We start from the raw sequence: 18,977 nt of genomic DNA, 5'->3' as shown, positions 1-18,977 counted from the left end.
CGCGGTGCGGTGGCGAGGGGGGCTTCGGATGCTGGCTACGACCAGGTGATGAGCCGGCGCGGGTGCTCCAGGACGGCCGCGATGTCCGCCAGGAAGCGGGAGCCGAGCTCGCCGTCGATGAGCCGGTGGTCGAACGACAGCGCCAGGGTCGTGACGTGGCGCGGCTTCACCTTGCCCTTGTGGACCCACGGCTGGAGCTTGATCGCGCCGACCGCGAGGATCGCGGACTCGCCGGGGTTCAGGATGGGCGTACCGGTGTCGACGCCGAAGACGCCGACGTTGGTGATGGTGAGGGTGCCGTTCTGCATGTCGGCCGGGGAGGTCTTGCCGTCGCGGGCCGTGGTGACCAGCTCGGACAGGGCCGCCGACAGCTCGGGCAGCGTCTTGGCGTGCGCGTCCTTGATGTTCGGGACGATCAGGCCGCGGGGGGTGGCCGCCGCGATGCCCAGGTTGACGTAGTGCTTGAGCACGATCTCCTGGGCCGCCTCGTCCCAGGACGCGTTGACGTCCGGGTTGCGGCGGACGGCCACGAGGACGGCCTTGGCGATCAGGAGCAGCGGGTTGATCCGCAGACCGGCGAGGTCCGGGTCGTCCTTGAGCTCCTGGACCAGCTTCATCGTGCGGGTCACGTCGAAGGTGATGAACTCGGTGACGTGCGGCGCGGTGAACGCGGAGCCGACCATGGCCTGCGCGGTGACCTTACGGACGCCCTTGACCGGGATCCGGGTCTCGCGGGCCGACGCCTCACCGGGAACCGAGGCGGGAGCCACGGCCTGGGCCTGGGCGGGCACGGCGGCAGCGGCCGGAGCCTGCGCGACCGCGGCCTGCGGGGCGATCGCGGCCGCCGCGGCGGCGTGCACGTCCTCGCGGGTCACGACCCCGCCGTCCCCGGTGGGCACCACGGCGGCCAGGTCGATCCCGAGGTCCTTGGCGAGCTTGCGCACCGGCGGCTTCGCCAGCGGGCGCTCCCCGCCGGCGTGGCCGTTGCCGTTCAGCCCGGCGGCCGCACCGGCGGTGCCGTTCTGCGCGGCGACGGGCGCGGCGACGGGCGCGGCAGGCGCGACGGGCGCCGCCGCGGCGGACGCGGCCGGCGCAGCCTTGCGCGGGCGGCGCTTCGTGGAGGCCTCGGAGACGCCGTAGCCCACCAGGACGGGCTGACGGGCCGCGGCGGCCGGCGCCTCGGCGGGAGCCTCGGCCGCAGCCGGGGCGGCAGCGGGAGCGGCCACCGCAGCGGCCGGGGCCTGGGCCTCGGCCGGACCGGTCTGCACGGAGATGATCACCTGGCCGACGTCGACCGTGGTGCCCTCCTCGAAGAGCAGGGCGTGCACGACCCCGTCGAACGGGATCGGCAGCTCCACGGCCGCCTTCGCCGTCTCGACCTCGCAGACGACCTGGCCGTCGGTGACCGTGTCACCCGGCTGGACGTACCACTTGAGGATCTCGGCCTCGGTGAGGCCCTCGCCCACGTCGGGCATCTTGAATTCGCTGATGGTCATGAACGTGGCTCCTCAGTACGCCAGCGAGCGGTCGACGGCGTCGAGCACCCTGTCCAGGCCCGGCAGGTACTCGTCCTCCAGGCGGGCCGGCGGGTACGGAGCGTGGAAACCGCCCACGCGCAGCACCGGAGCCTCCAGGTGGTAGAAGCACCGCTCCGTGATGCGGGCGGCGATCTCCGCACCCGTGCCCAGGAACACCGGTGCCTCGTGGACGACCACGAGCCGGCGGGTCTTCTCCACGGAGGCCTGCAGCCCGTCGAAGTCGATCGGGGACATCGAGCGCAGGTCCACGACCTCCACCGACTTGCCCTCCTCGGCCGCCGCGGCCGCCGCCTCCAGGCACACCTTCACCATCGGGCCGTAGGCCGCCAGGGTGATGTCGGAGCCCTCGCGCGTCACGCGCGCCTTGTGCAGCTCGCCGGGGATGGCGTCGGTGTCGACCTCGGCCTTGTCCCAGTAGCGCCGCTTCGGCTCGAAGAAGATCACCGGGTCGTCGCTGAGGATCGCCTGCTGGAGCATCCAGTACGCGTCGCTCGCGTTCGACGGGGAGACCACCTTCAGGCCCGGGACGTGCGCGAACAGCGCCTCGGGGGACTCGGAGTGGTGCTCCACCGCGCCGATGCCGCCCGCGTACGGGATGCGCACGACGACGGGCATCTTGACCTTGCCCAGCGCCCGCGCGTGCATCTTCGCGAGCTGCGTGACGATCTGGTCGTACGCGGGGAAGACGAACCCGTCGAACTGGATCTCCACCACCGGGCGGTAGCCGCGCAGCGCCAGGCCGATCGCCGTGCCGACGATGCCGGACTCGGCGAGCGGGGTGTCGATGACCCGCTCCTCGCCGAAGTCCTTCTGCAGCCCGTCGGTGATCCGGAAGACACCGCCCAGCTTGCCGACGTCCTCGCCCATGATCAGGACCTTCGGGTCCGTCTCCAGGGCCTTGCGCAGGGACTCGTTGAGCGCCTTCGCGATCGACATCTTCTCGACAGCCATCAGTGACCCTCCTCGAAGGACGCGAGGTAGGCGGCGAACTGGGCGCGCTCCTCGTCGACGAGCGCGTGCCCGTCCGCGTAGACGTTCTCGAAGATCGCCATGGTGTCCGGGTCGGGCATGGCGCGCACGACCTCGCGCACCCGCTTGCCCAGCGCCTCGCTCTCGGCCTCGAGGGCCTCGAAGAAGGCCTCGTCCGCCCCGCCGCTCGCCAGCAGGTACGTCTTCAGGCGCAGGATCGGGTCCTTCGCCTCCCAGGCCTGCGTCTCCTCGTCCCGCCGGTACTTCGTCGGGTCGTCGGAGGTGGTGTGCGCACCCATGCGGTACGTGAACGCCTCGACCAGGGTCGGGCCCTCGCCGCGGCGCGCGCGCTCCAGCGCCCAGCGGGTGACCGCCAGGCAGGCCAGGACGTCGTTGCCGTCGACGCGGACGCCCGGGAAGCCGAAGCCCTGGGCGCGCTGGTACAGCGGCACGCGCATCTGGCGCTCGGTCGGCTCGGAGATCGCCCACTGGTTGTTCTGGCAGAAGAACACCACGGGGGAGTTGTAGACGGCCGAGAAGGTGAACGCCTCGGCGACGTCGCCCTGGCTGGACGCGCCGTCGCCGAAGTAGGCGATGACCGCGGAGTCCGCGCCGTCCTTGGCCACACCCATCGCGTAACCGGTCGCGTGGAGCGTCTGCGAGCCGATGACGATCGTGTACAGGTGGAAGTTGTTGGTGTTCGGGTCCCAGCCGCCGTGGTTCACGCCGCGGAACATGCCGAGCAGGTTCGTCGGGTCGACGCCGCGGCACCAGGCCACACCGTGCTCGCGGTACGTCGGGAACACGTAGTCGTCGTCGCGCAGCGCGCGGCCGGAGCCGATCTGGGCGGCCTCCTGGCCGAGCAGCGAGGCCCACAGACCCAGCTCGCCCTGACGCTGCAGAGCCGTCGCCTCGCCGTCGAAACGGCGGGTCAGGACCATGTCGCGGTAGAGCCCGCGCAGGTCCTCGGTGGTGATGTCCTCGACGAAGGACAGGAACTCCGCAGCGTCGGGATTGTCTGCGGCGCTGACCCGTTCCCCTTCGGGCGTCAGCAGCTGTACGAGCTGGGGCTCGGCGTTCTGCGCGGTGGCGACAGCCTTGGCAGCGGGGGCCTTGGCGGCGCTCGCCGCGCCTGCCGCCCGCTTGGTGCCGCTGCTGCGTCGCGGCTTGCGCGCGGCAGTGCTCTCCACGGTCACGTGTTGCTCCTCCGTCGGTCCGGCTCCCGGGTTCTCCGGGGTCCAGTGCGGCTCACCCGATCCGTACCAGCGCACGGGGTGGGTGCGCGTCGTGTGCGGATGCGAGCGTGACAGGTGCCCCGGCAAGTGCCCTGCGCAATGCACGTTACCCAGTGCGCCGCATAACTGCGAAACCCCACTTGACCTGCGTTTTTGCTTGGATTTCCAAGTAAATCCGCAGTGCGGGGAACAACCACTGGTCACAGCCTTGCAGGGGGCCGGAACAACGGCACGTTATCCCGGGTAACGACCGCAGGGAAGGGGTGAGTGTGTGAAACTGAGTTCGTGCGCGAAGACGGAAAAATCAAGGTATTCCTCCTGGACGACCACGAAGTGGTACGTCGCGGTGTCCATGAGCTCCTTTCGGTCGAAGAGGACATCGAGATCGTCGGCGAGGCAGGCACCGCCGCGGACGCCTTGGTCCGGATCCCCGCCACCCGCCCCGACGTGGCCGTCCTCGACGTGCGCCTGCCCGACGGCAGCGGGGTGGAGGTCTGCCGCGAGGTCCGGTCCCAGGACGAGGACATCAAATGCCTGATGCTGACCTCGTTCGCCGACGACGAGGCGCTGTTCGACGCGATCATGGCCGGGGCCTCGGGCTACGTGCTCAAGGCGATCCGCGGCAATGAGCTGCTGAGCGCCGTACGGGACGTCGCGGCCGGCAGGTCGCTGCTGGACCCGGTCGCCACCGCGCGCGTGCTGGAGCGGCTGCGCGACGGCAAGAACGGCAAGGGCGACGACCGCCTGGCGGGCCTCACCGAGCAGGAGCGGAAGATCCTCGACCTGATCGGGGAGGGCCTGACCAACCGCGTCATCGGCGAGCGCCTGCACCTGGCCGAGAAGACCATCAAGAACTACGTCTCCAGCCTGCTGTCCAAGCTGGGCATGGAGCGCCGCTCCCAGGCGGCCGCGTACGTGGCCCGGCTGCAGGCCGAGCGGCGCGTCTGACCCCGGGGCGGTTCACTCGGGACCAACGTCCCCGATCGTCGGGGCGGCTTCCTCTTTTCCGGCGGAGCGTCCGTACCGGAGAGTGGACGCATGTCACCGGAGGAACTCCACGCCATCGAACTGCTGCGCCGGGTGCCGTACGGCAGGGTGGCCACCAGCATGCGCGCGCTCCCCTTCCTCGCCCTCGCCCGCCACGTCGTGGTGGACGGCGAGGTCGCCTTGAGAATGCACGCCGGCTTCGGCTACCACCAGGCCTGCAACGGCAGCGTGGTGGCCTATGGCGCCGACAACTTCAATTCCCGGGACACCCTGCTTTGGTCCGTGCAGTTCACCGGAACGGCCCGGATCGTGGAGCCGACCACTCCGGAACTCGAGTTGTTCGGACCGGTCCCGCATTTCGTGGACGGTGCGGTCTTCGACCCCGTCTACATGCGCATCGAGCCGCAGTTCGTCACCGTGCACGCGCTGGCCGGGAATCCGGACCGGGAGTACCAGCACGCCCTCTGAGCTGCGCATTCACCGGCCAAAGCGAACGGGCCCGGCGGAATCGAATTCCACCGGGCCCGTTCACCCGTAACGCCTAAGGCTCGTCAACCGGATTCGGCGGGTCCACCGGCGGACTCACGCTCTTCGACGTCGACGGCTTCGTCGACGGCGACTTCGACGGACTGGTCGACGCCGAGGGCGACGAGCTGAACGACGGCGTCGTCGACGGGCTGGAGCTCGGCGTGAACTTGCTGCTGCGGGTCGGCTGCGGCGCGGACTCCTCCGACGAGCGCGAGGGCTGCGTGTCGTGCGACGGCGTGCTCTGCTGCGCGGACGGGGACGTCTGCTGGCCGCTCGAGGAACTCTGGACGGCGGGCGGAACGCTGTCGTCCTTGTTCTTGTGCGACATGGAGTTGACGGCGTACGCCACCCCGCCCGCGATCGCGACGATCGCCAGCACCGCGAACAGCCACAGCTTCCACCGGCTGCTGCCGCGGTCGTCGTAGCCGTCGTAGCCGCCCTGGCCGCCCGGTCCACCGCCGTGGCCGTGGTTGCCGTACCCGCCCCCGCCGGGGAAGGCCGAGCCGTCGTCCGGGTTCAACGGCGGCACCATCGGCTGCTGGAACTGCGAGGTCGTGGCGTGCGCCGGGTAGTTCTGCTGGCCGCCTGCCGGACCCAGCGGCATCGCCGTGGTCTGCGCCGCGCCGCCGCGCCCGTGCGGCAGGGCCATGCTGACCGGGCCGGTGTTCCAGGTGCCCGTGTTCGGCCCCTGGTCGTGCAGCATCTGCAGCGCGTACTGGACCAGCCCGCGCATCTCCTCGGCGCTCTGGAACCGGTCGTCCGGGTCCTTGGCCAGGGAGCGCATGACGAGCCCGTCGAGCTCCTGCGGGATGTGGTGGCCCTCCGGCAGCTGCGACGGCGGGACCGGCGCGTCCTGCACGTGCTGGTAGACCACCGACAGCGGGGTCTCACCCGTGAACGGGGGGCGCAGCGCGAGCAGTTCGTACAGCAGACAGCCCGTCGCGTACAGGTCGGAGCGGTGGTCCACCGCCTTGCCGAGCGCCTGCTCGGGCGACAGGTACTGCGGGGTGCCCATGACCATGCCGGTCTGGGTCATCGTCGACTGGGCGCCGTGCAGGGCGCGCGCGATGCCGAAGTCCATGACCTTGACCGCGCCGGTCTCGGTGATGATGACGTTGGCGGGCTTGATGTCACGGTGCACGATGCCGTGCTGGTGCGAGTACGCGAGCGCTTCGAGCACGCCCGAGGTGATGATGAGCGCCTGCTCCGGGCCCGGGGCCTCGGCGCTGATCAGCAGATCGCGGATGGTGCGGCCCTCGACCAGCTCCATCACGATGTACGGGACGGTGTTGGGGCCGACCTTGTCCTCGCCGGAGTCGTACACGGCGACGACGGCGTGGTGGTTGAGCCCGGCGACCGACTGCGCCTCACGCGTGAAGCGGGCCTTGGAGACCGGGTCCTCGGCGAGGTCGGCGCGCAGCAGCTTCACGGCGACGGTCCGGCCCAGCCGGACGTCCTCGGCGGCGAAGACCTCCGCCATGCCGCCACGGCCAAGGCGGTGGGTGAGCCGGTACCGGCCGTCGCCGACCAGGCCGCCGGCGCCCCAATGCTCAGGACCCTCGGCCATCCCGGCGCCGTTTCCCTCGGGTTCGGGTGCCATCAGTCCTCGCCGTCGTCTCTCTCGGCCGCCGCTCAGCGGTAGGTCCTTTTCGGGTGCTCCGATGAACGCTACAGCCTCGGAACAGGTCGCCGTTCGGACAATGGCGCGCCGTGGCCCCGTGGTCACGGAACGGGCACCCGGCTTGACGTGTGCTTGCCCTCCGGCAGACTGGGCCCGACATGCGCTCAGCCAGAGGCGTAGGGACACATCCCGAGGGGAAGCAACAGTCATGAGCCAGGACGGCACTCAGGGCCAGTACGCGGGCGGCTCTCTGGCCGGTGGCCGTTACCAGCTAAGGGACTTGCTGGGTGCGGGCGGCATGGCGTCCGTCTACCTTGCGTACGACTCGGCGCTCGACCGGCAGGTCGCCATCAAGACCCTGCACAGCGATCTCGGCCGTGAACAGTCGTTCCGCGAGCGCTTCCGCCGTGAGGCGCAGGCTGTTGCGAAACTGTCGCACACGAACATCGTCTCGGTCTTCGATACGGGCGAAGGCGAAGTGACGTTCAGCAACCCCGGGGCGGGCGACGCCGCGGTGATGCCGTACATCGTGATGGAGTACGTGGAGGGCCAGCCGCTCGGCTCCGTGCTCGATACGGACGTCCGCCAGTACGGGGCCATGCCCGCGGACAAGGCCCTGAAGGTGACGGCCGACGTGCTGGCCGCGCTGGAGGTCAGCCACGAGATGGGCCTGGTCCACCGCGACATCAAGCCCGGCAACGTGATGATCACCAAGCGCGGCGTCGTCAAGGTGATGGACTTCGGCATCGCCCGGGCCATGCAGTCCGGGGTCACCTCGATGACGCAGACCGGCATGGTCGTCGGCACCCCGCAGTACCTGTCGCCCGAGCAGGCGCTGGGGCGCGGCGTGGACGCCCGCTCCGACCTGTACTCGGTCGGCATCATGCTCTTCCAGCTGCTCACGGGCCGGATCCCGTTCGACGCGGACTCGCCGCTGGCCATCGCGTACGCCCACGTGCAGGAGGAGCCGGTCGCCCCGTCCTCCATCAACCGCTCCGTCACCCCGGCCATGGACGCGCTGGTGGCGCGTGCCCTGAAGAAGAACCCGAACGAGCGCTTCCCCACGGCCGCCGCCATGCGCGACGAGGTGGCGCGGGTGCTGTCGGCCGGCCAGACCGGAGCGCCGGTCATCGTCCCGGGCTCGCACACCGGCTCCAGCGGGGCCGGCGTGGGCTCGGCCGTGTTCCCGCCGGTGGACTCCGGGTTCCAGGCGCCGTCGGCCCAGTCGGTGCAGCAGCCGTACGCGCCGACCCCGACGCCGTCCCCGTACGCACCGCAGACCCCGCCGCCGGTGGCGCAGCCGCACGGGCAGGGCGGGTACGCGTACCCGCACCAGCAGCAGCCGGTCCCGCACCAGCAGCAGTACGCGCCGCAGACCCCGCCGCCGTTCACCATCTCGCCGGCGGCGACCGCGGCCCCGGCAGGCGGCGGCTCCGGCAGCGGTGACAAGCGCAACATGCCGGTGATCGTGGGCGCCATCGCGGTGGCGCTGCTGGCCGTCGGCGGTCTGATCGCGGCGATCTCGATGAGCGGCGACGACGACAAGGACAAGGCCGGCGGTACTTCCGCTTCGCCCGGTGCCTCCACGTCCGCCTCGGCGAAGTCCGGCTTCAAGGGTCCGGACGTCTCGCGCACGATCGAGTCGTCCAAGTGCAAGGAGCCGAGCAAGCACTACAGCGACGCCACCAAGTACACGGCGCCCGACCTGCGCTACAAGAACCTGCTCTCGGTCAAGGAGTGCATCCAGGCCTCGGGTGGCAAGTACAAGATCGTCGAGAAGGACGAGGCCGTGTACGGCAAGGACACCGTCCTCGACCAGAACCCGCGGCCCGGAGACAAGATCGACAAGGAAGGCACGGAGTACACGCTGACCGTGTCGACCGGCAATCCGGAGTAGCCGGGGCGGTACGGAGTAACGGGACGACATCCCGGGCGACCCTGACGGGGCGCCCGGGATGCCCGTTTTGCCCCATCGTGTCAACCTGAGCACAACATTTCGGTGCTCGGGACGGGAGGGGCCCCCGTGACTCAACGCCTCCGCGCACAGCGCTGGCTGGCCGGCGCCGCCGTGGCCGCCGCCGCGCTGTCCCCCGCGGCCTCCGCCGCATCCGCCCCGTCCGCCTCGTCCGCCGCCGCCTCGTCCCCCGCCGGCCTCGCCGCGGGCGTACGCCCGCTCGCGCCGGCCGCCGCGGACTTCGCCGCCCGGACTCCCGGCAGGGCCCCGAAGACCGACCCGGACGACACCGCCGACGCCACTGGCACCGACCCGGTGGCCGACGTACCCCACGAGGCGTACGAGGAGCTCGCCGGCAGCGCCGCCGGGGTCGGGCGGGAGCGGCCCGGGCGGCCGGCGGCCGAGCCCGCGAACCCGGACACCGTGCTGGCCGCGCGCCCGCTCCCGGTGCGCCCGCACCACCGGCCGGCCGGCCCGAAGGCAGTACCGCCGGTCGCGCCGGTCCCGCCGGCCGTGCCCGTCCCGCCGAGTCCGCCGTCCGCGGTCACCGCGCTCGGCACCGGGCCGAACGAGCGCGCCGCCGATCTGGCCGCGCACATACTGCCGCTCGGCACCGGATTCGCCCTGATGGGGCTGGGTCTGGGCTACCTCGGGATGCGGCTGCGCAAGGGCCTCTGACGCACCCGCTCCCCCTCCCCGAGTCGGAGGCGAGGGCTCCCGTCCCCCTTCCGGCCTCCGCCTCAGGATGGTTGCGCGGGCCGACATACTCGGTATACATACTGAGTATGTCGATCCGCCACGGCCTTCTCGCCCTGCTGGAAAGGGGTCCTCGGTACGGCTCTCAGCTGCGTACCGAGTTCGAATCCCGCACCGGCTCCACCTGGCCGCTCAACGTCGGGCAGGTGTACACCACCCTCGCCCGGCTGGAACGCGACGGCCTCGTCGCACCCGGCGGCGAGGATCCCGCCGGGCACACCCTCTACGCCATCACCGACTCCGGACGCGCCGAACTGCACCAGTGGTACGAGCGCCCCGTCGACCGCACCAACCCGCCCCGCGACGAGCTGTCCATCAAGCTCGCCATGGCCGTGGGCGCCCCCGGCGTGGACATCCGCGCCGTCATCCAGGCCCAGCGGCACGCCACGATCAAGGCGATGCAGGACTACACCCGGCTCAAGGCGCAGGCGCTCGCCGCGATCGACAGCGGGAAGTCCCGCGAACGCGACGACGTGGCCTGGCTGCTGGTCCTGGAACAGCTGATCTTCCAGACCGAGGCCGAAGCCCGCTGGCTCGACCACTCGGAATCGCGGCTCGTACGGCTCTCCCTGCCGGCCGACCGGAGAGCCGAGCCCGACCAGCCTCAGGCCGCCGAGACCGACGGCGCCGCCGTCACCGCACCCCAGCCCCGCGCCTCCCGCACGCCGCGGAGCTGAGGCCACCACCGTCCCAGGGGGGACCTCCCATGCCTGACCAGCAGTCCGCGCCCCACATACAGCCCGTACCGCCCGCACGGCCCGCTCAGCCCGTGCTGCAGCTCGACAAGCTCACCCGCACGCACGGCAGCGGAGCCACCGAGGTGCACGCCCTGCGCGGGATCGACCTGGCCGTGTACCCCGGCGAACTCGTCGCCGTCATGGGCCCCTCCGGCTCCGGCAAGTCCACGCTGCTCACCCTGGCCGGCGGCCTCGACACGCCCACCAGCGGCCATGTCATCGTCGAGGGCACCGACATCACCACCGCGAGCCGCAAGCAGCTGGCCGCGCTGCGCCGCCGCAGCATCGGGTACGTCTTCCAGGACTACAACCTGATCCCGGCCCTCACCGCCGCCGAGAACGTGGCCCTGCCGCGTGAACTCGACGGGACCTCCGCCCGCAAGGCCCGCGCCTCCGCCCTGGCCGCCCTGGAGGAGATGGGCCTCGGGCAGCTCGCCGACCGGTTCCCCGACGAGATGTCCGGCGGCCAGCAGCAGCGCGTGGCCATCGCCCGTGCCCTCGTCGGCGACCGCCGCCTGGTGCTCGCGGACGAGCCCACCGGCGCCCTCGACTCCGAGACCGGCGAGTCCGTCCTCGCGCTGCTGCGTTCGCGCTGCGACGCGGGCGCCGCCGGCATCCTCGTCACCCACGAACCGCGGTTCGCCGCCTGGGCGGACCGCGTGGTCTTCCTGCGCGACGGCAGCGTGGTCGACGAGACCCTGCGCAGCCAGGCCGACTCGCTGCTCTCGGGGCAGGCGGCCCGCCGGTGAAGTCCTCGTACCACTCCTGGATCGCGGCGATCCGCATCGCCCGCCGCGACGCCTGGCGGGCCAAGGGCCGCAGCGCCCTCGTCCTCGCGATGATCGCCCTGCCGATCGTCGGCGTGAGCGCCGCGGACCTCACCACGCGCAGCGCCGAGCTCTCCCCCGAGCAGAAGGTCACCCGCGCGATCGGCACGGCCGACGCCCGGTTGAAGGACTCGGAGCTGAGCGGCCCCGTCTACCAGGACGTCGAGGGCAGGAACTCCATGCCCGTCGGCGGCTACGACAAGTACAACCCCCGGTCCGAGAAGAATCCGAACCTCCTGCCCTCCGCGATCCCGCCGGGCGCCCAGTCCCTCAAGGACAGCACGGCGCACACCAAGATCCGTACGCGGTACGGCCTGTTGGAGACCGATCTGCGGGAGATCGACGCGACCAGCCCGCTGGTCAAGGGCATGATCGAGATGAAGCGGGGCCGGCCGGCCCAGGAGGTGGGCGAGGTCGTCACCACGACCGCCTTCCTGGAGGAGTCCGGGTTCTTCGTGGGCTCCGAGTTCCGCGCGCGCGGCTCGGACACCTGGTACCGGATCGTGGGCGCTTACGAGCTGCCGTCCGAGCTCGGCAGGAGCGAGATCCTCGCCCCGCCCGGCACCCTGCTGGCCCCGCTCGACAAGGCCTTCCAGGCCGCCGGGGTCCCCGGAGTGGTCGCCACCGACAGCTACTTGGTCAAGGTCGGCGGCGATGGTTTCACGTGGAACATGGTCAAGGCGCTCAACACCAAGAGCGTGCAGGTCGTCTCCCGCGCCGTGCAGCTCGACCCGCCCGCCGAGTCCGACGTGCCCTACATCGTCCAGCAGAAGGAACTGGGCTACTACACCCCGGACAAGGGGCTCCCGACCACCGAACTGGCCGCCCTGGCCACGGTCGTCGGCCTCGCGATGCTGGAGATCTGCCTGCTGGCCGGCCCCGCCTTCGCGGTGGGCGCCCGGCGCTCGCGCCGCCAGCTCGGACTGGTCGGCGCCAACGGCGGCGACCGGCGCCACATCCGGGCCATCGTGCTCTCCGGCGGCCTCGTCATCGGCGCCGCGGCCGCCGTCACCGGCACGGTCCTCGGCGTCGCCCTCACCCTGGGGCTGCGGTCGACGCTGGAGGAGTATCTGGGCGCGCGTTTCGGCGGATTCACGTTCCGCCCGCTGGAAATCCTCGGGATCGCCCTGCTCGCCGTCGTGACCGGCCTGCTGGCGGCGATCGCCCCGGCCGTCACCGCCTCCCGGCAGACGGTGCTGGCCTCGCTGACCGGCCGTCGCGGGGTCCGCCGGGCCAACCGGGTGCTGCCCGTCCTCGGCCTGATCGCCCTCGCCGCCGGCGCCGCGATCGCCCTCTACGGCACGGCCTCCCGGATGGGCTCCACCGTCGTCGCGGGCGGCAGCGCCATCGCCGAACTGGGCATCGTCGCCCTCACCCCGGTGCTGGTCGGCCTGTTCGGTCGGCTCGGGCGCTGGCTGCCGCTGTCCCCGCGGCTCGCGCTGCGCGACGCCGTGCGCAACCGGGGCCGTACGGCCCCCGCCGTGGCCGCCGTCCTGGCCGCCGTCGCCGGCACCGTCGCGGTGGCCACGTACCAGCACAGCGCGGAGGTCCAGGCCCGCCACGAATACGTCGCCGATCTCCCGGACGGCGCCGGGCTGGTGGCGATCCACGAGCTCGGCCGCAGCAAGGACATGCCCGCCGTCCGCGAGGCCCTGGCGCAGGAACTCCCGCTGGCCGTACGCGCGGACGTGTCCTACATCTCGTACGGCAAGCCCGGCTGTGAGCGCCTCACCGGCCCGGACGGCTGCGGCCGGGCCGAGATCATGCGGCCCAAGGAGCAGCGCTGCCCGCTCTACGAGGCCAAGGACGGGATCGACTCCTTCAGCCCCGCGGAGAAGAAGGCGCTGCGCAAGGACCCTCGGTGCACCTACAACCGCCACTCCGCGCAGTTCAGCGTGGTCGTCGCCGACGAGAAGCTGATGGCGGCCCTCGCGGTCGCCGATCCGGGAGCGGCGTCCGCCCTGAAGGAAGGCAAGGGCGTCTCCTTCGACAAGCGCAACGTCAAGGACGGCAAGGTCACCGTCCGGCTGATCGACAACAAGAACGACGTCTTCGAGCCGGGGGTCGACCCGAAGGGCGAGGACAAGGTCTTCGCCGTCCACCAGGCTTCCGACACCACCGAGGGGTACGGCCTGGAGCTCGTCGTGCCACCCGGCGCGGCGAAGAGCGCCGGGCTGACCACCCTGCCGTTCGCCTCGTACTTCACCCTGGACGGCACGGCCACCAGCCAGCAGAAGCAGCGGGTGGCCGGGCGGATCGACCAGATCGGGGTGGATGCCCCCGTCACCATCGAGGCCGGCTACCAGGCAGCGGCCGACATCACGATGCTGGCCCTGACCATCTTCGCGGGCCTGGTCACCATCGGCGCGGCCGGCATCGCCACCGGACTCGCGCAGGCCGATGCCGAGGCCGACCTGAAGACCCTGGCGGCGGTCGGCGCGCCGCCGCGGGTGCGGCGCACGCTCAGCGGCTTCCAGTGCGGGGTGGTGGCCCTGATGGGCGTGGTCCTGGGCTCGGCGGCGGGCATCCTGCCCGCGGTCGGCCTGCGGCTGGTCCAGCGGCGGGAGACGGAACACCTCCTGGAAATGGCCGGGGACGCGAAGGACTCGCTGTACGTGCCCATCGCGGTGCCGTGGGAGACCCTCGGCGGGCTGCTCGTCGTGGTCCCGCTCGGCGCGGCCCTGCTGGCCGCCCTGGTCACCAAGTCCAGCGGCGCCATGGCGCGGCGCGAGGCGGGCTGACGGTCACTGTGCGTTCTCGCCCCCGTACAGGGTGGATCACGCCCGTACGGGGGCACACCGTGTGAGTAAGACGGTGTGCGAGAGAATGACGGCATGGAGATGCCGAGGAGTGAACGGTCGCAGGACAGCCCCCCGCACGGCCTGATCGTGGGGCAGGACGGGATGCCGGTCGGCGGCGCCGATGACGAGTCGCGCGAGGTCCCGGTGACGGAGATGGTCGAACAGCCCGCCAAGGTCATGCGGATCGGCAGCATGATCAAGCAACTTCTGGAAGAGGTCCGCGCCGCACCTCTGGACGAGGCCAGCCGGGTCCGTCTCAAGGACATCCATGCAGCGTCCGTGAAGGAGCTGGAGGACGGTCTGGCTCCTGAACTGGTCGAGGAACTGGAGCGCCTGTCCCTCCCGTTCACGGAGGAAGCGATCCCCTCAGAGGCGGAACTGCGCATCGCGCAGGCCCAGTTGGTGGGCTGGCTGGAAGGCCTGTTCCACGGTATCCAGACGGCCCTGTTCGCGCAGCAGATGGCCGCGCGGGCCCAGCTGGAGCAGATGCGCCGCGCCCTGCCCCCGGGCGCCCCGACGGACGAGGAAGACGCCCACGGCGCCATCCGCTCGGGCCCGTACCTGTAAGCACGGCCCCCGGGGCCCGGGCGATGCCCGGGCCCCCACCCGGCCCGACCGAATCCGCACCCGGCCCGACCGGGCCCGCCCGGAATGGGTCCCGGCCAAGTGCGGCTCCCCCCGAGGGACATGGCCCGCGCATACTCATGGGTATGACCTACGACGCGATCGTCCTGGCCGGCGGCGCCGCAAGACGACTCGGCGGCGCGGACAAACCCGCCCTCCAGGTCGGCGGGCGCGCCCTGATCGACCGCGTCCTGGACGCCTGCGCGGACGCCGCCACCACCGTCGTCGTCGGCGGTCGCCGCCCCACCGCCCGCCCGGTCCGCTGGACCCGGGAGGACCCGCCCGGCGCCGGCCCCGTCGCCGCCCTGGACGCCGGCTTGCGCCAGACCACCGCCGAGCTGGTCCTCGTGCTCTCCGCCGACCTCCCGTTCCTCGACCGGGCCACGGTCCACGCCCTCCTCCACGCCCCCGCCCCCACGGGCGACGGCGCCCTGCTGCGCGACCCCGCCGGCCGCGACCAGCCGCTCGTCGCGGCCTACCGCGCCGAACCCCTGCGCCGCGAGCTCGCCCTCCTGGCGACCGAGCACGGAAGCCTCTCCGGGCTCCCCCTGCGCGCCCTCACCGCCGAGCTGGATCTGGCCAAGGTGACGGACACTGCGCCACTCGCCTCCTTCGACTGCGACACCTGGGACGATCTCGCCGCCGCCCGCGCAAGGATCAGGGAGCATGGAAGCGTGCTGGACCAATGGATCACCGCCGTCAAGACCGAGCTGGGCATCGACCTCGCCGTCGACACCAAGACCCTGCTCGACCTCGCCCGCGACGCCGCGCACGGTGTCGCCCGGCCCGCCGCCCCCCTGACCACCTTCCTGGTCGGCTACGCGGCCGCCCAGGCCGCAGCCACCGGCACCGACCCCGCCACCGCCGTCGCCGAGGCCTCCCGCAAGGCAGCCGACCTGGCCCTGCGCTGGGCCGCCGAAGCCGAGGCCGAGGCCGAACAGAACGGCTCAGGATGACCCCCACCGATGCCGACCACGCCCTGCAGGCCCTCGACGAGGCCCTGGCCCTGGTCAGCCGCGATCCCCGGTCCGCCGCGGCCGGCGCCCACCGCGCCGCCGCCTGGCCGCAGGCCCGTCAGGCCGCCGTCGGCGCCGGCTCCGGCATCCGGCCCCGCACCCACCGGGTCCCCCTCGCCGACGCGCTCGGCGAGGTGCTGGCCCAGTCCCTGGAGGCCCTCACCGATCTGCCGTCCTTCGACACCTCCGCCATGGACGGCTGGGCCGTCGCCGGCCCCGGCCCCTGGACCGTGCGCCCCGGCGGCGGTGTGCTGGCCGGCTCCGACCGCCCCGAACCGCTGGCCGACGGCGAGGCGGTACGGATCGCCACCGGTGCCCGGATCCCCGCCGACACCACCGCCGTGATCCGCAGCGAACACTCCCGCGAGTCCGGCACCCAGCTGTACGCCGACCGGGCCGTGCTCACCGGCCAGGACATCCGCCCGCGCGGCCAGGAGTGCCGCTCCGGCGATCTGCTGCTGCCCGCCGGCTCCCTCGTCACCCCGGCCGTCCTGGGCCTGGCCGCGGCCGCCGGGTACGACGAGCTCACCACCCGGCCCCGGCCCCGCGTCGAGATCCTGGTGCTCGGCGACGAACTGCTCACCGAAGGCCGCCCGCACGACGGGCTGATCCGGGACGCCCTCAGCCCCATGCTCGGCCCCTGGCTCACCCGGCTCGGCGCCGAGGTCACCGCCACCCGGCAGCTCGGCGACGACCCCGAGGGCGCCAAGGCCCTGCTGGACGCCATCACGTGCTCCGACGCCGACCTGGTCCTCACCACCGGCGGGACCGCCTCCGGCCCCGTCGACCACGTCCACCCCGTCCTGCACCAGGCCGGCGCCGAGCTGCTGGTCGACGGGGTCGCCGTACGCCCCGGACACCCCATGCTGCTGGCCCGGCTCGGCGACGGGGCCCCCGACCGGGACCCGGTCCGCCACCTCGTCGGCCTGCCCGGCAACCCGCTCGCCGCCGTCTCCGGGCTGCTGACCCTCGCCGAACCGCTGCTGCGCGCCCTGGCCGGCCGCCGCCAGCGCCCCCGGTACACGGTCCCGGTGCAGGGCGACGTACCCGGCCACCCGTACGACACCCGGCTCGTGCCCGTCGTGCTGACCGACGAGCACGCCGTACCGCTGCGCTACAACGGCCCCGCGATGCTGCGCGGCGTGGCCGCCGCGGACGGGCTGGCCGTCGTACCGCCGCACGGAGCGCGCGACGGGCAGGACCTCGAGATCCTGGATCTGCCGTGGGTCTCGGGAGGATGTTTCACGTGAAACTCCACGGCCAGGACGCGATGGCCCGTGGTGCCGACGAGAAACTCGCCTCACGGCGCATCAAACTGCCCAAGCGCGTCGTGGAGAAGCCGCTCCGACAGGTCGGCAAACGCCTGTTGATGGCCCTGTTCGTACTGTTCCTGACGGTCCTGATCGTGTGGCTCGACCGCGAGGGGTACCACGACAACGCCAACGAGCAGGTCGACTTCCTCGACTGCGTCTACTACGCCACGGTGACCCTGTCGACGACCGGCTATGGCGACGTCGTCCCGTACAGCGACAGCGCGCGGCTGACCAACATCCTGCTGATCACGCCCCTGCGCGTGCTCTTCCTGATCATCCTGGTCGGCACCACCCTGGAGGTCCTGACCGAGAAGACCCGGGAAGAGTGGCGGCTGAACCGCTGGAGGAAGAACTTGCGTGAGCACACGGTCGTCGTCGGCTTCGGCACCAAGGGCCGCTCGGCCCTGCAGACGCTGCTGGCCACCGGCCTCCGGAAGGAGCAGGTCGTCATCGTGGACCCGAGCGCCAAGGTGATCGACACGGCCAACGCGGAGGGCTTCACCGGAGTCGTCGGCGACGCCACCCGATCCGATGTACTGCTCCGTGCCGAGCTCCAGAAGGCCCGTCAGATCGTCATCGCCACGCAGCGCGACGACACGGCCGTGCTGGTCACGCTGACGGCTCGGCAGATGAACCGCGGCGCGAAGATCGTCGCGGCGGTCCGCGAGGAGGAGAACGCACCGCTGCTGCGCCAGTCCGGCGCGGACGCGGTCATCACGAGCGCGAGCGCGGCCGGCCGGCTGCTGGGGCTCTCGGTGATGAGCCCGAGCGCGGGCACGGTGATGGAGGACCTGATCCAGCAGGGCAGCGGGCTTGACCTGATCGAACGGCCCGTGCGGAAGGCCGAGGTCGGCAAGGGAGTACGGGAGACGGAGGACCTGGTGGTGAGCGTGCTGCGCGGGCACCGGCTGCTCGCGTACGACGACCCGCACGCGAGCCCGCTCCAGCTGACGGACCGTCTCATCACCATCGTGCGCGCGGCGCCGCTCGCCTCGCCGCCGATCACGAGGGGCCCGGCCTGATCCACAAGACACCCCCAGCCGCCGGGGCGCCGCGGTGGCGTACTCTCCGGGCCATGCATGCGATCACCATCGAACAGCCCGGCGGCCCCGAGGCCCTCGTCTGGGCCGAGGTACCCGATCCGGTGGCCGGCGAGGGCGAGGTCCTCGTCGACGTCGCGGCGAGCGCCGTGAACCGCGCCGACATCCTCCAGCGCCAGGGGTTCTACGACCCCCCGCCCGGCGCCTCCCGCCATCCCGGCCTGGAGTGCTCGGGGCGGATCGCCGCCCTGGGGCCCGGGGTGTCCGGCTGGGCGGTGGGCGACGAGGTGTGCGCGCTGCTCGGCGGCGGCGGGTACGCGGAGCGGGTCGCCGTCCCGGCGGGCCAGCTGCTGCCGGTCCCGGCCGGCGTGGACCTGGTGACGGCGGCGGCGCTGCCCGAGGTGGTCTGCACCGTGTGGTCGAACGTGTTCATGGTGGCCCACCTGCGCCCTGCCGAGACGGTGCTGGTGCACGGCGGCTCCAGCGGCATCGGCACGATGGCCATCCAGCTGGCGAAGGCGGTCGGCGCAACGGTCGCGGTGACGGCCGGCGGCCCGGAGAAGCTGGCCCGCTGCAAGGAGCTGGGCGCGGACATCCTGATCGACTACCGCGAGCAGGACTTCGTGGCGGAGCTGCGGGCCGCGACCGGCGGCGCCGGCGCGGACGTGATCCTGGACATCATGGGCGCGAAGTACCTGGCGCGGAACCTGGACGCCCTGGCCGTGAACGGCCGGCTCGCGGTGATCGGGCTCCAGGGCGGGGTGAAGGCCGAGCTCAACCTGGGCGCGCTGCTGGCGAAGCGGGCGGCGATCACGGCCACTTCCCTGCGGGCGCGGCCGGCGGCGGAGAAGGCGGCCATCGTCGCGGCCGTGCGGGAGCACGTGTGGCCGCTGGTGGCCGCGGGCCGGGTCCGGCCGGTGGTGCACGCGGCGTACTCGATGGCGGACGCCGCCGAGGCCCACCGCACGATGGAATCGAGCACGCACGTGGGCAAGCTCCTGCTCACCACCTGACGGGCCCGCTGCGCGCAG

16 protein-coding genes are annotated in these 18,977 nt (G+C 72.3%); 12 read left to right on the top strand and 4 right to left on the bottom strand.

Annotated features, from left to right (window positions below):
- Window positions 1-35 precede the first annotated feature (35 nt).
- The 3 genes from ACFYXK_RS15320 to pdhA are packed head-to-tail and all read right to left on the bottom strand — an operon-like array spanning window position 36 to window position 3,703.
- Entirely contained in the window at window positions 36-1,496 is a 1,461-nt protein-coding gene (locus ACFYXK_RS15320) for a dihydrolipoamide acetyltransferase family protein (protein WP_389411549.1), read from the bottom strand.
- 12 nt (window positions 1,497-1,508) lie between these two features.
- Window positions 1,509-2,489 carry an alpha-ketoacid dehydrogenase subunit beta gene (locus tag ACFYXK_RS15315; protein ID WP_389411548.1) on the bottom strand — a complete coding sequence of 327 codons (981 nt, stop codon included), beginning with the start codon at window positions 2,487-2,489 and terminating at the stop codon, window positions 1,509-1,511.
- Entirely contained in the window at window positions 2,489-3,703 is a 1,215-nt protein-coding gene (gene pdhA, locus ACFYXK_RS15310) for a pyruvate dehydrogenase (acetyl-transferring) E1 component subunit alpha (protein ID WP_383506773.1), read from the bottom strand. The genes ACFYXK_RS15315 and pdhA overlap by 1 nt, the downstream gene beginning before the upstream one ends.
- Window positions 3,704-4,027: 324 nt before the next feature.
- Between pdhA and ACFYXK_RS15305 the strand changes: the two genes are divergently transcribed.
- Entirely contained in the window at window positions 4,028-4,690 is a 663-nt protein-coding gene (locus ACFYXK_RS15305; protein WP_389411547.1) for a response regulator, read from the top strand.
- Between the two features lie 90 nt (window positions 4,691-4,780).
- The gene (locus ACFYXK_RS15300; RefSeq protein WP_389411546.1) at window positions 4,781-5,197 is read left to right on the top strand and encodes a pyridoxamine 5'-phosphate oxidase family protein; all 417 of its coding nucleotides are present in this window, start codon (window positions 4,781-4,783) and stop codon (window positions 5,195-5,197) included.
- Window positions 5,198-5,270: 73 nt separating this feature from the next.
- Here the strand turns inward: ACFYXK_RS15300 and ACFYXK_RS15295 are convergent, their stop codons facing one another.
- Window positions 5,271-6,824, bottom strand: a complete 1,554-nt coding sequence (locus ACFYXK_RS15295; protein ID WP_389411545.1) for a protein kinase — start codon at window positions 6,822-6,824, stop codon at window positions 5,271-5,273.
- Window positions 6,825-7,086: 262 nt separating this feature from the next.
- On the opposite strand from ACFYXK_RS15295, the gene ACFYXK_RS15290 reads away from it, so the two are divergent.
- The 10 genes from ACFYXK_RS15290 to ACFYXK_RS15245 all read left to right on the top strand — a co-directional run bounded on the left by ACFYXK_RS15290 (window position 7,087) and on the right by ACFYXK_RS15245 (window position 18,959).
- A complete protein-coding gene (locus ACFYXK_RS15290; RefSeq protein WP_389411544.1) occupies window positions 7,087-8,775 on the top strand; it encodes a protein kinase in 1,689 nt (562 codons plus the stop codon).
- A 126-nt stretch (window positions 8,776-8,901) separates the two neighbouring features.
- The gene (locus tag ACFYXK_RS15285; RefSeq protein ID WP_389411543.1) at window positions 8,902-9,510 is read left to right on the top strand and encodes a hypothetical protein; all 609 of its coding nucleotides are present in this window, start codon (window positions 8,902-8,904) and stop codon (window positions 9,508-9,510) included.
- A gap of 107 nt (window positions 9,511-9,617) precedes the next feature.
- Window positions 9,618-10,265, top strand: coding sequence for a PadR family transcriptional regulator (locus ACFYXK_RS15280; protein ID WP_389411542.1), 648 nt, complete (start codon window positions 9,618-9,620; stop codon window positions 10,263-10,265).
- A gap of 29 nt (window positions 10,266-10,294) precedes the next feature.
- The gene (locus ACFYXK_RS15275) at window positions 10,295-11,074 is read left to right on the top strand and encodes an ABC transporter ATP-binding protein (RefSeq protein WP_389411541.1); all 780 of its coding nucleotides are present in this window, start codon (window positions 10,295-10,297) and stop codon (window positions 11,072-11,074) included.
- A complete protein-coding gene (locus tag ACFYXK_RS15270) occupies window positions 11,071-13,893 on the top strand; it encodes an FtsX-like permease family protein (protein ID WP_389411540.1) in 2,823 nt (940 codons plus the stop codon). The genes ACFYXK_RS15275 and ACFYXK_RS15270 overlap by 4 nt, the downstream gene beginning before the upstream one ends.
- Window positions 13,894-13,986: 93 nt before the next feature.
- Window positions 13,987-14,520 (top strand): bacterial proteasome activator family protein, encoded by a 534-nt coding sequence (locus ACFYXK_RS15265; RefSeq protein WP_030292759.1) that lies wholly within the window; start codon window positions 13,987-13,989, stop codon window positions 14,518-14,520.
- Between the two features lie 143 nt (window positions 14,521-14,663).
- The gene (locus tag ACFYXK_RS15260) at window positions 14,664-15,533 is read left to right on the top strand and encodes an NTP transferase domain-containing protein (protein WP_389411539.1); all 870 of its coding nucleotides are present in this window, start codon (window positions 14,664-14,666) and stop codon (window positions 15,531-15,533) included.
- Complete coding sequence (locus ACFYXK_RS15255; RefSeq protein WP_389411538.1) at window positions 15,530-16,843, top strand: molybdopterin molybdotransferase MoeA; 1,314 nt, start codon at window positions 15,530-15,532, stop codon at window positions 16,841-16,843. The genes ACFYXK_RS15260 and ACFYXK_RS15255 overlap by 4 nt, the downstream gene beginning before the upstream one ends.
- A complete protein-coding gene (locus ACFYXK_RS15250) occupies window positions 16,831-17,928 on the top strand; it encodes a potassium channel family protein (protein WP_389411537.1) in 1,098 nt (365 codons plus the stop codon). The genes ACFYXK_RS15255 and ACFYXK_RS15250 overlap by 13 nt, the downstream gene beginning before the upstream one ends.
- Window positions 17,929-17,981: 53 nt before the next feature.
- On the top strand, window positions 17,982-18,959 hold the full coding sequence (locus tag ACFYXK_RS15245) for an NAD(P)H-quinone oxidoreductase (protein ID WP_389411536.1): 978 nt from the start codon (window positions 17,982-17,984) through the stop codon (window positions 18,957-18,959).
- Window positions 18,960-18,977 lie beyond the last annotated feature (18 nt).

The sequence above is a fragment of the Streptomyces sp. NPDC002209 genome (assembly GCF_042890265.1).
Taxonomy (GTDB): domain Bacteria; phylum Actinomycetota; class Actinomycetes; order Streptomycetales; family Streptomycetaceae; genus Streptomyces.
The sequence above is the reverse complement of the archived record's forward strand: the minus strand, read 5'-3'. Positions and strand labels throughout refer to the sequence as shown.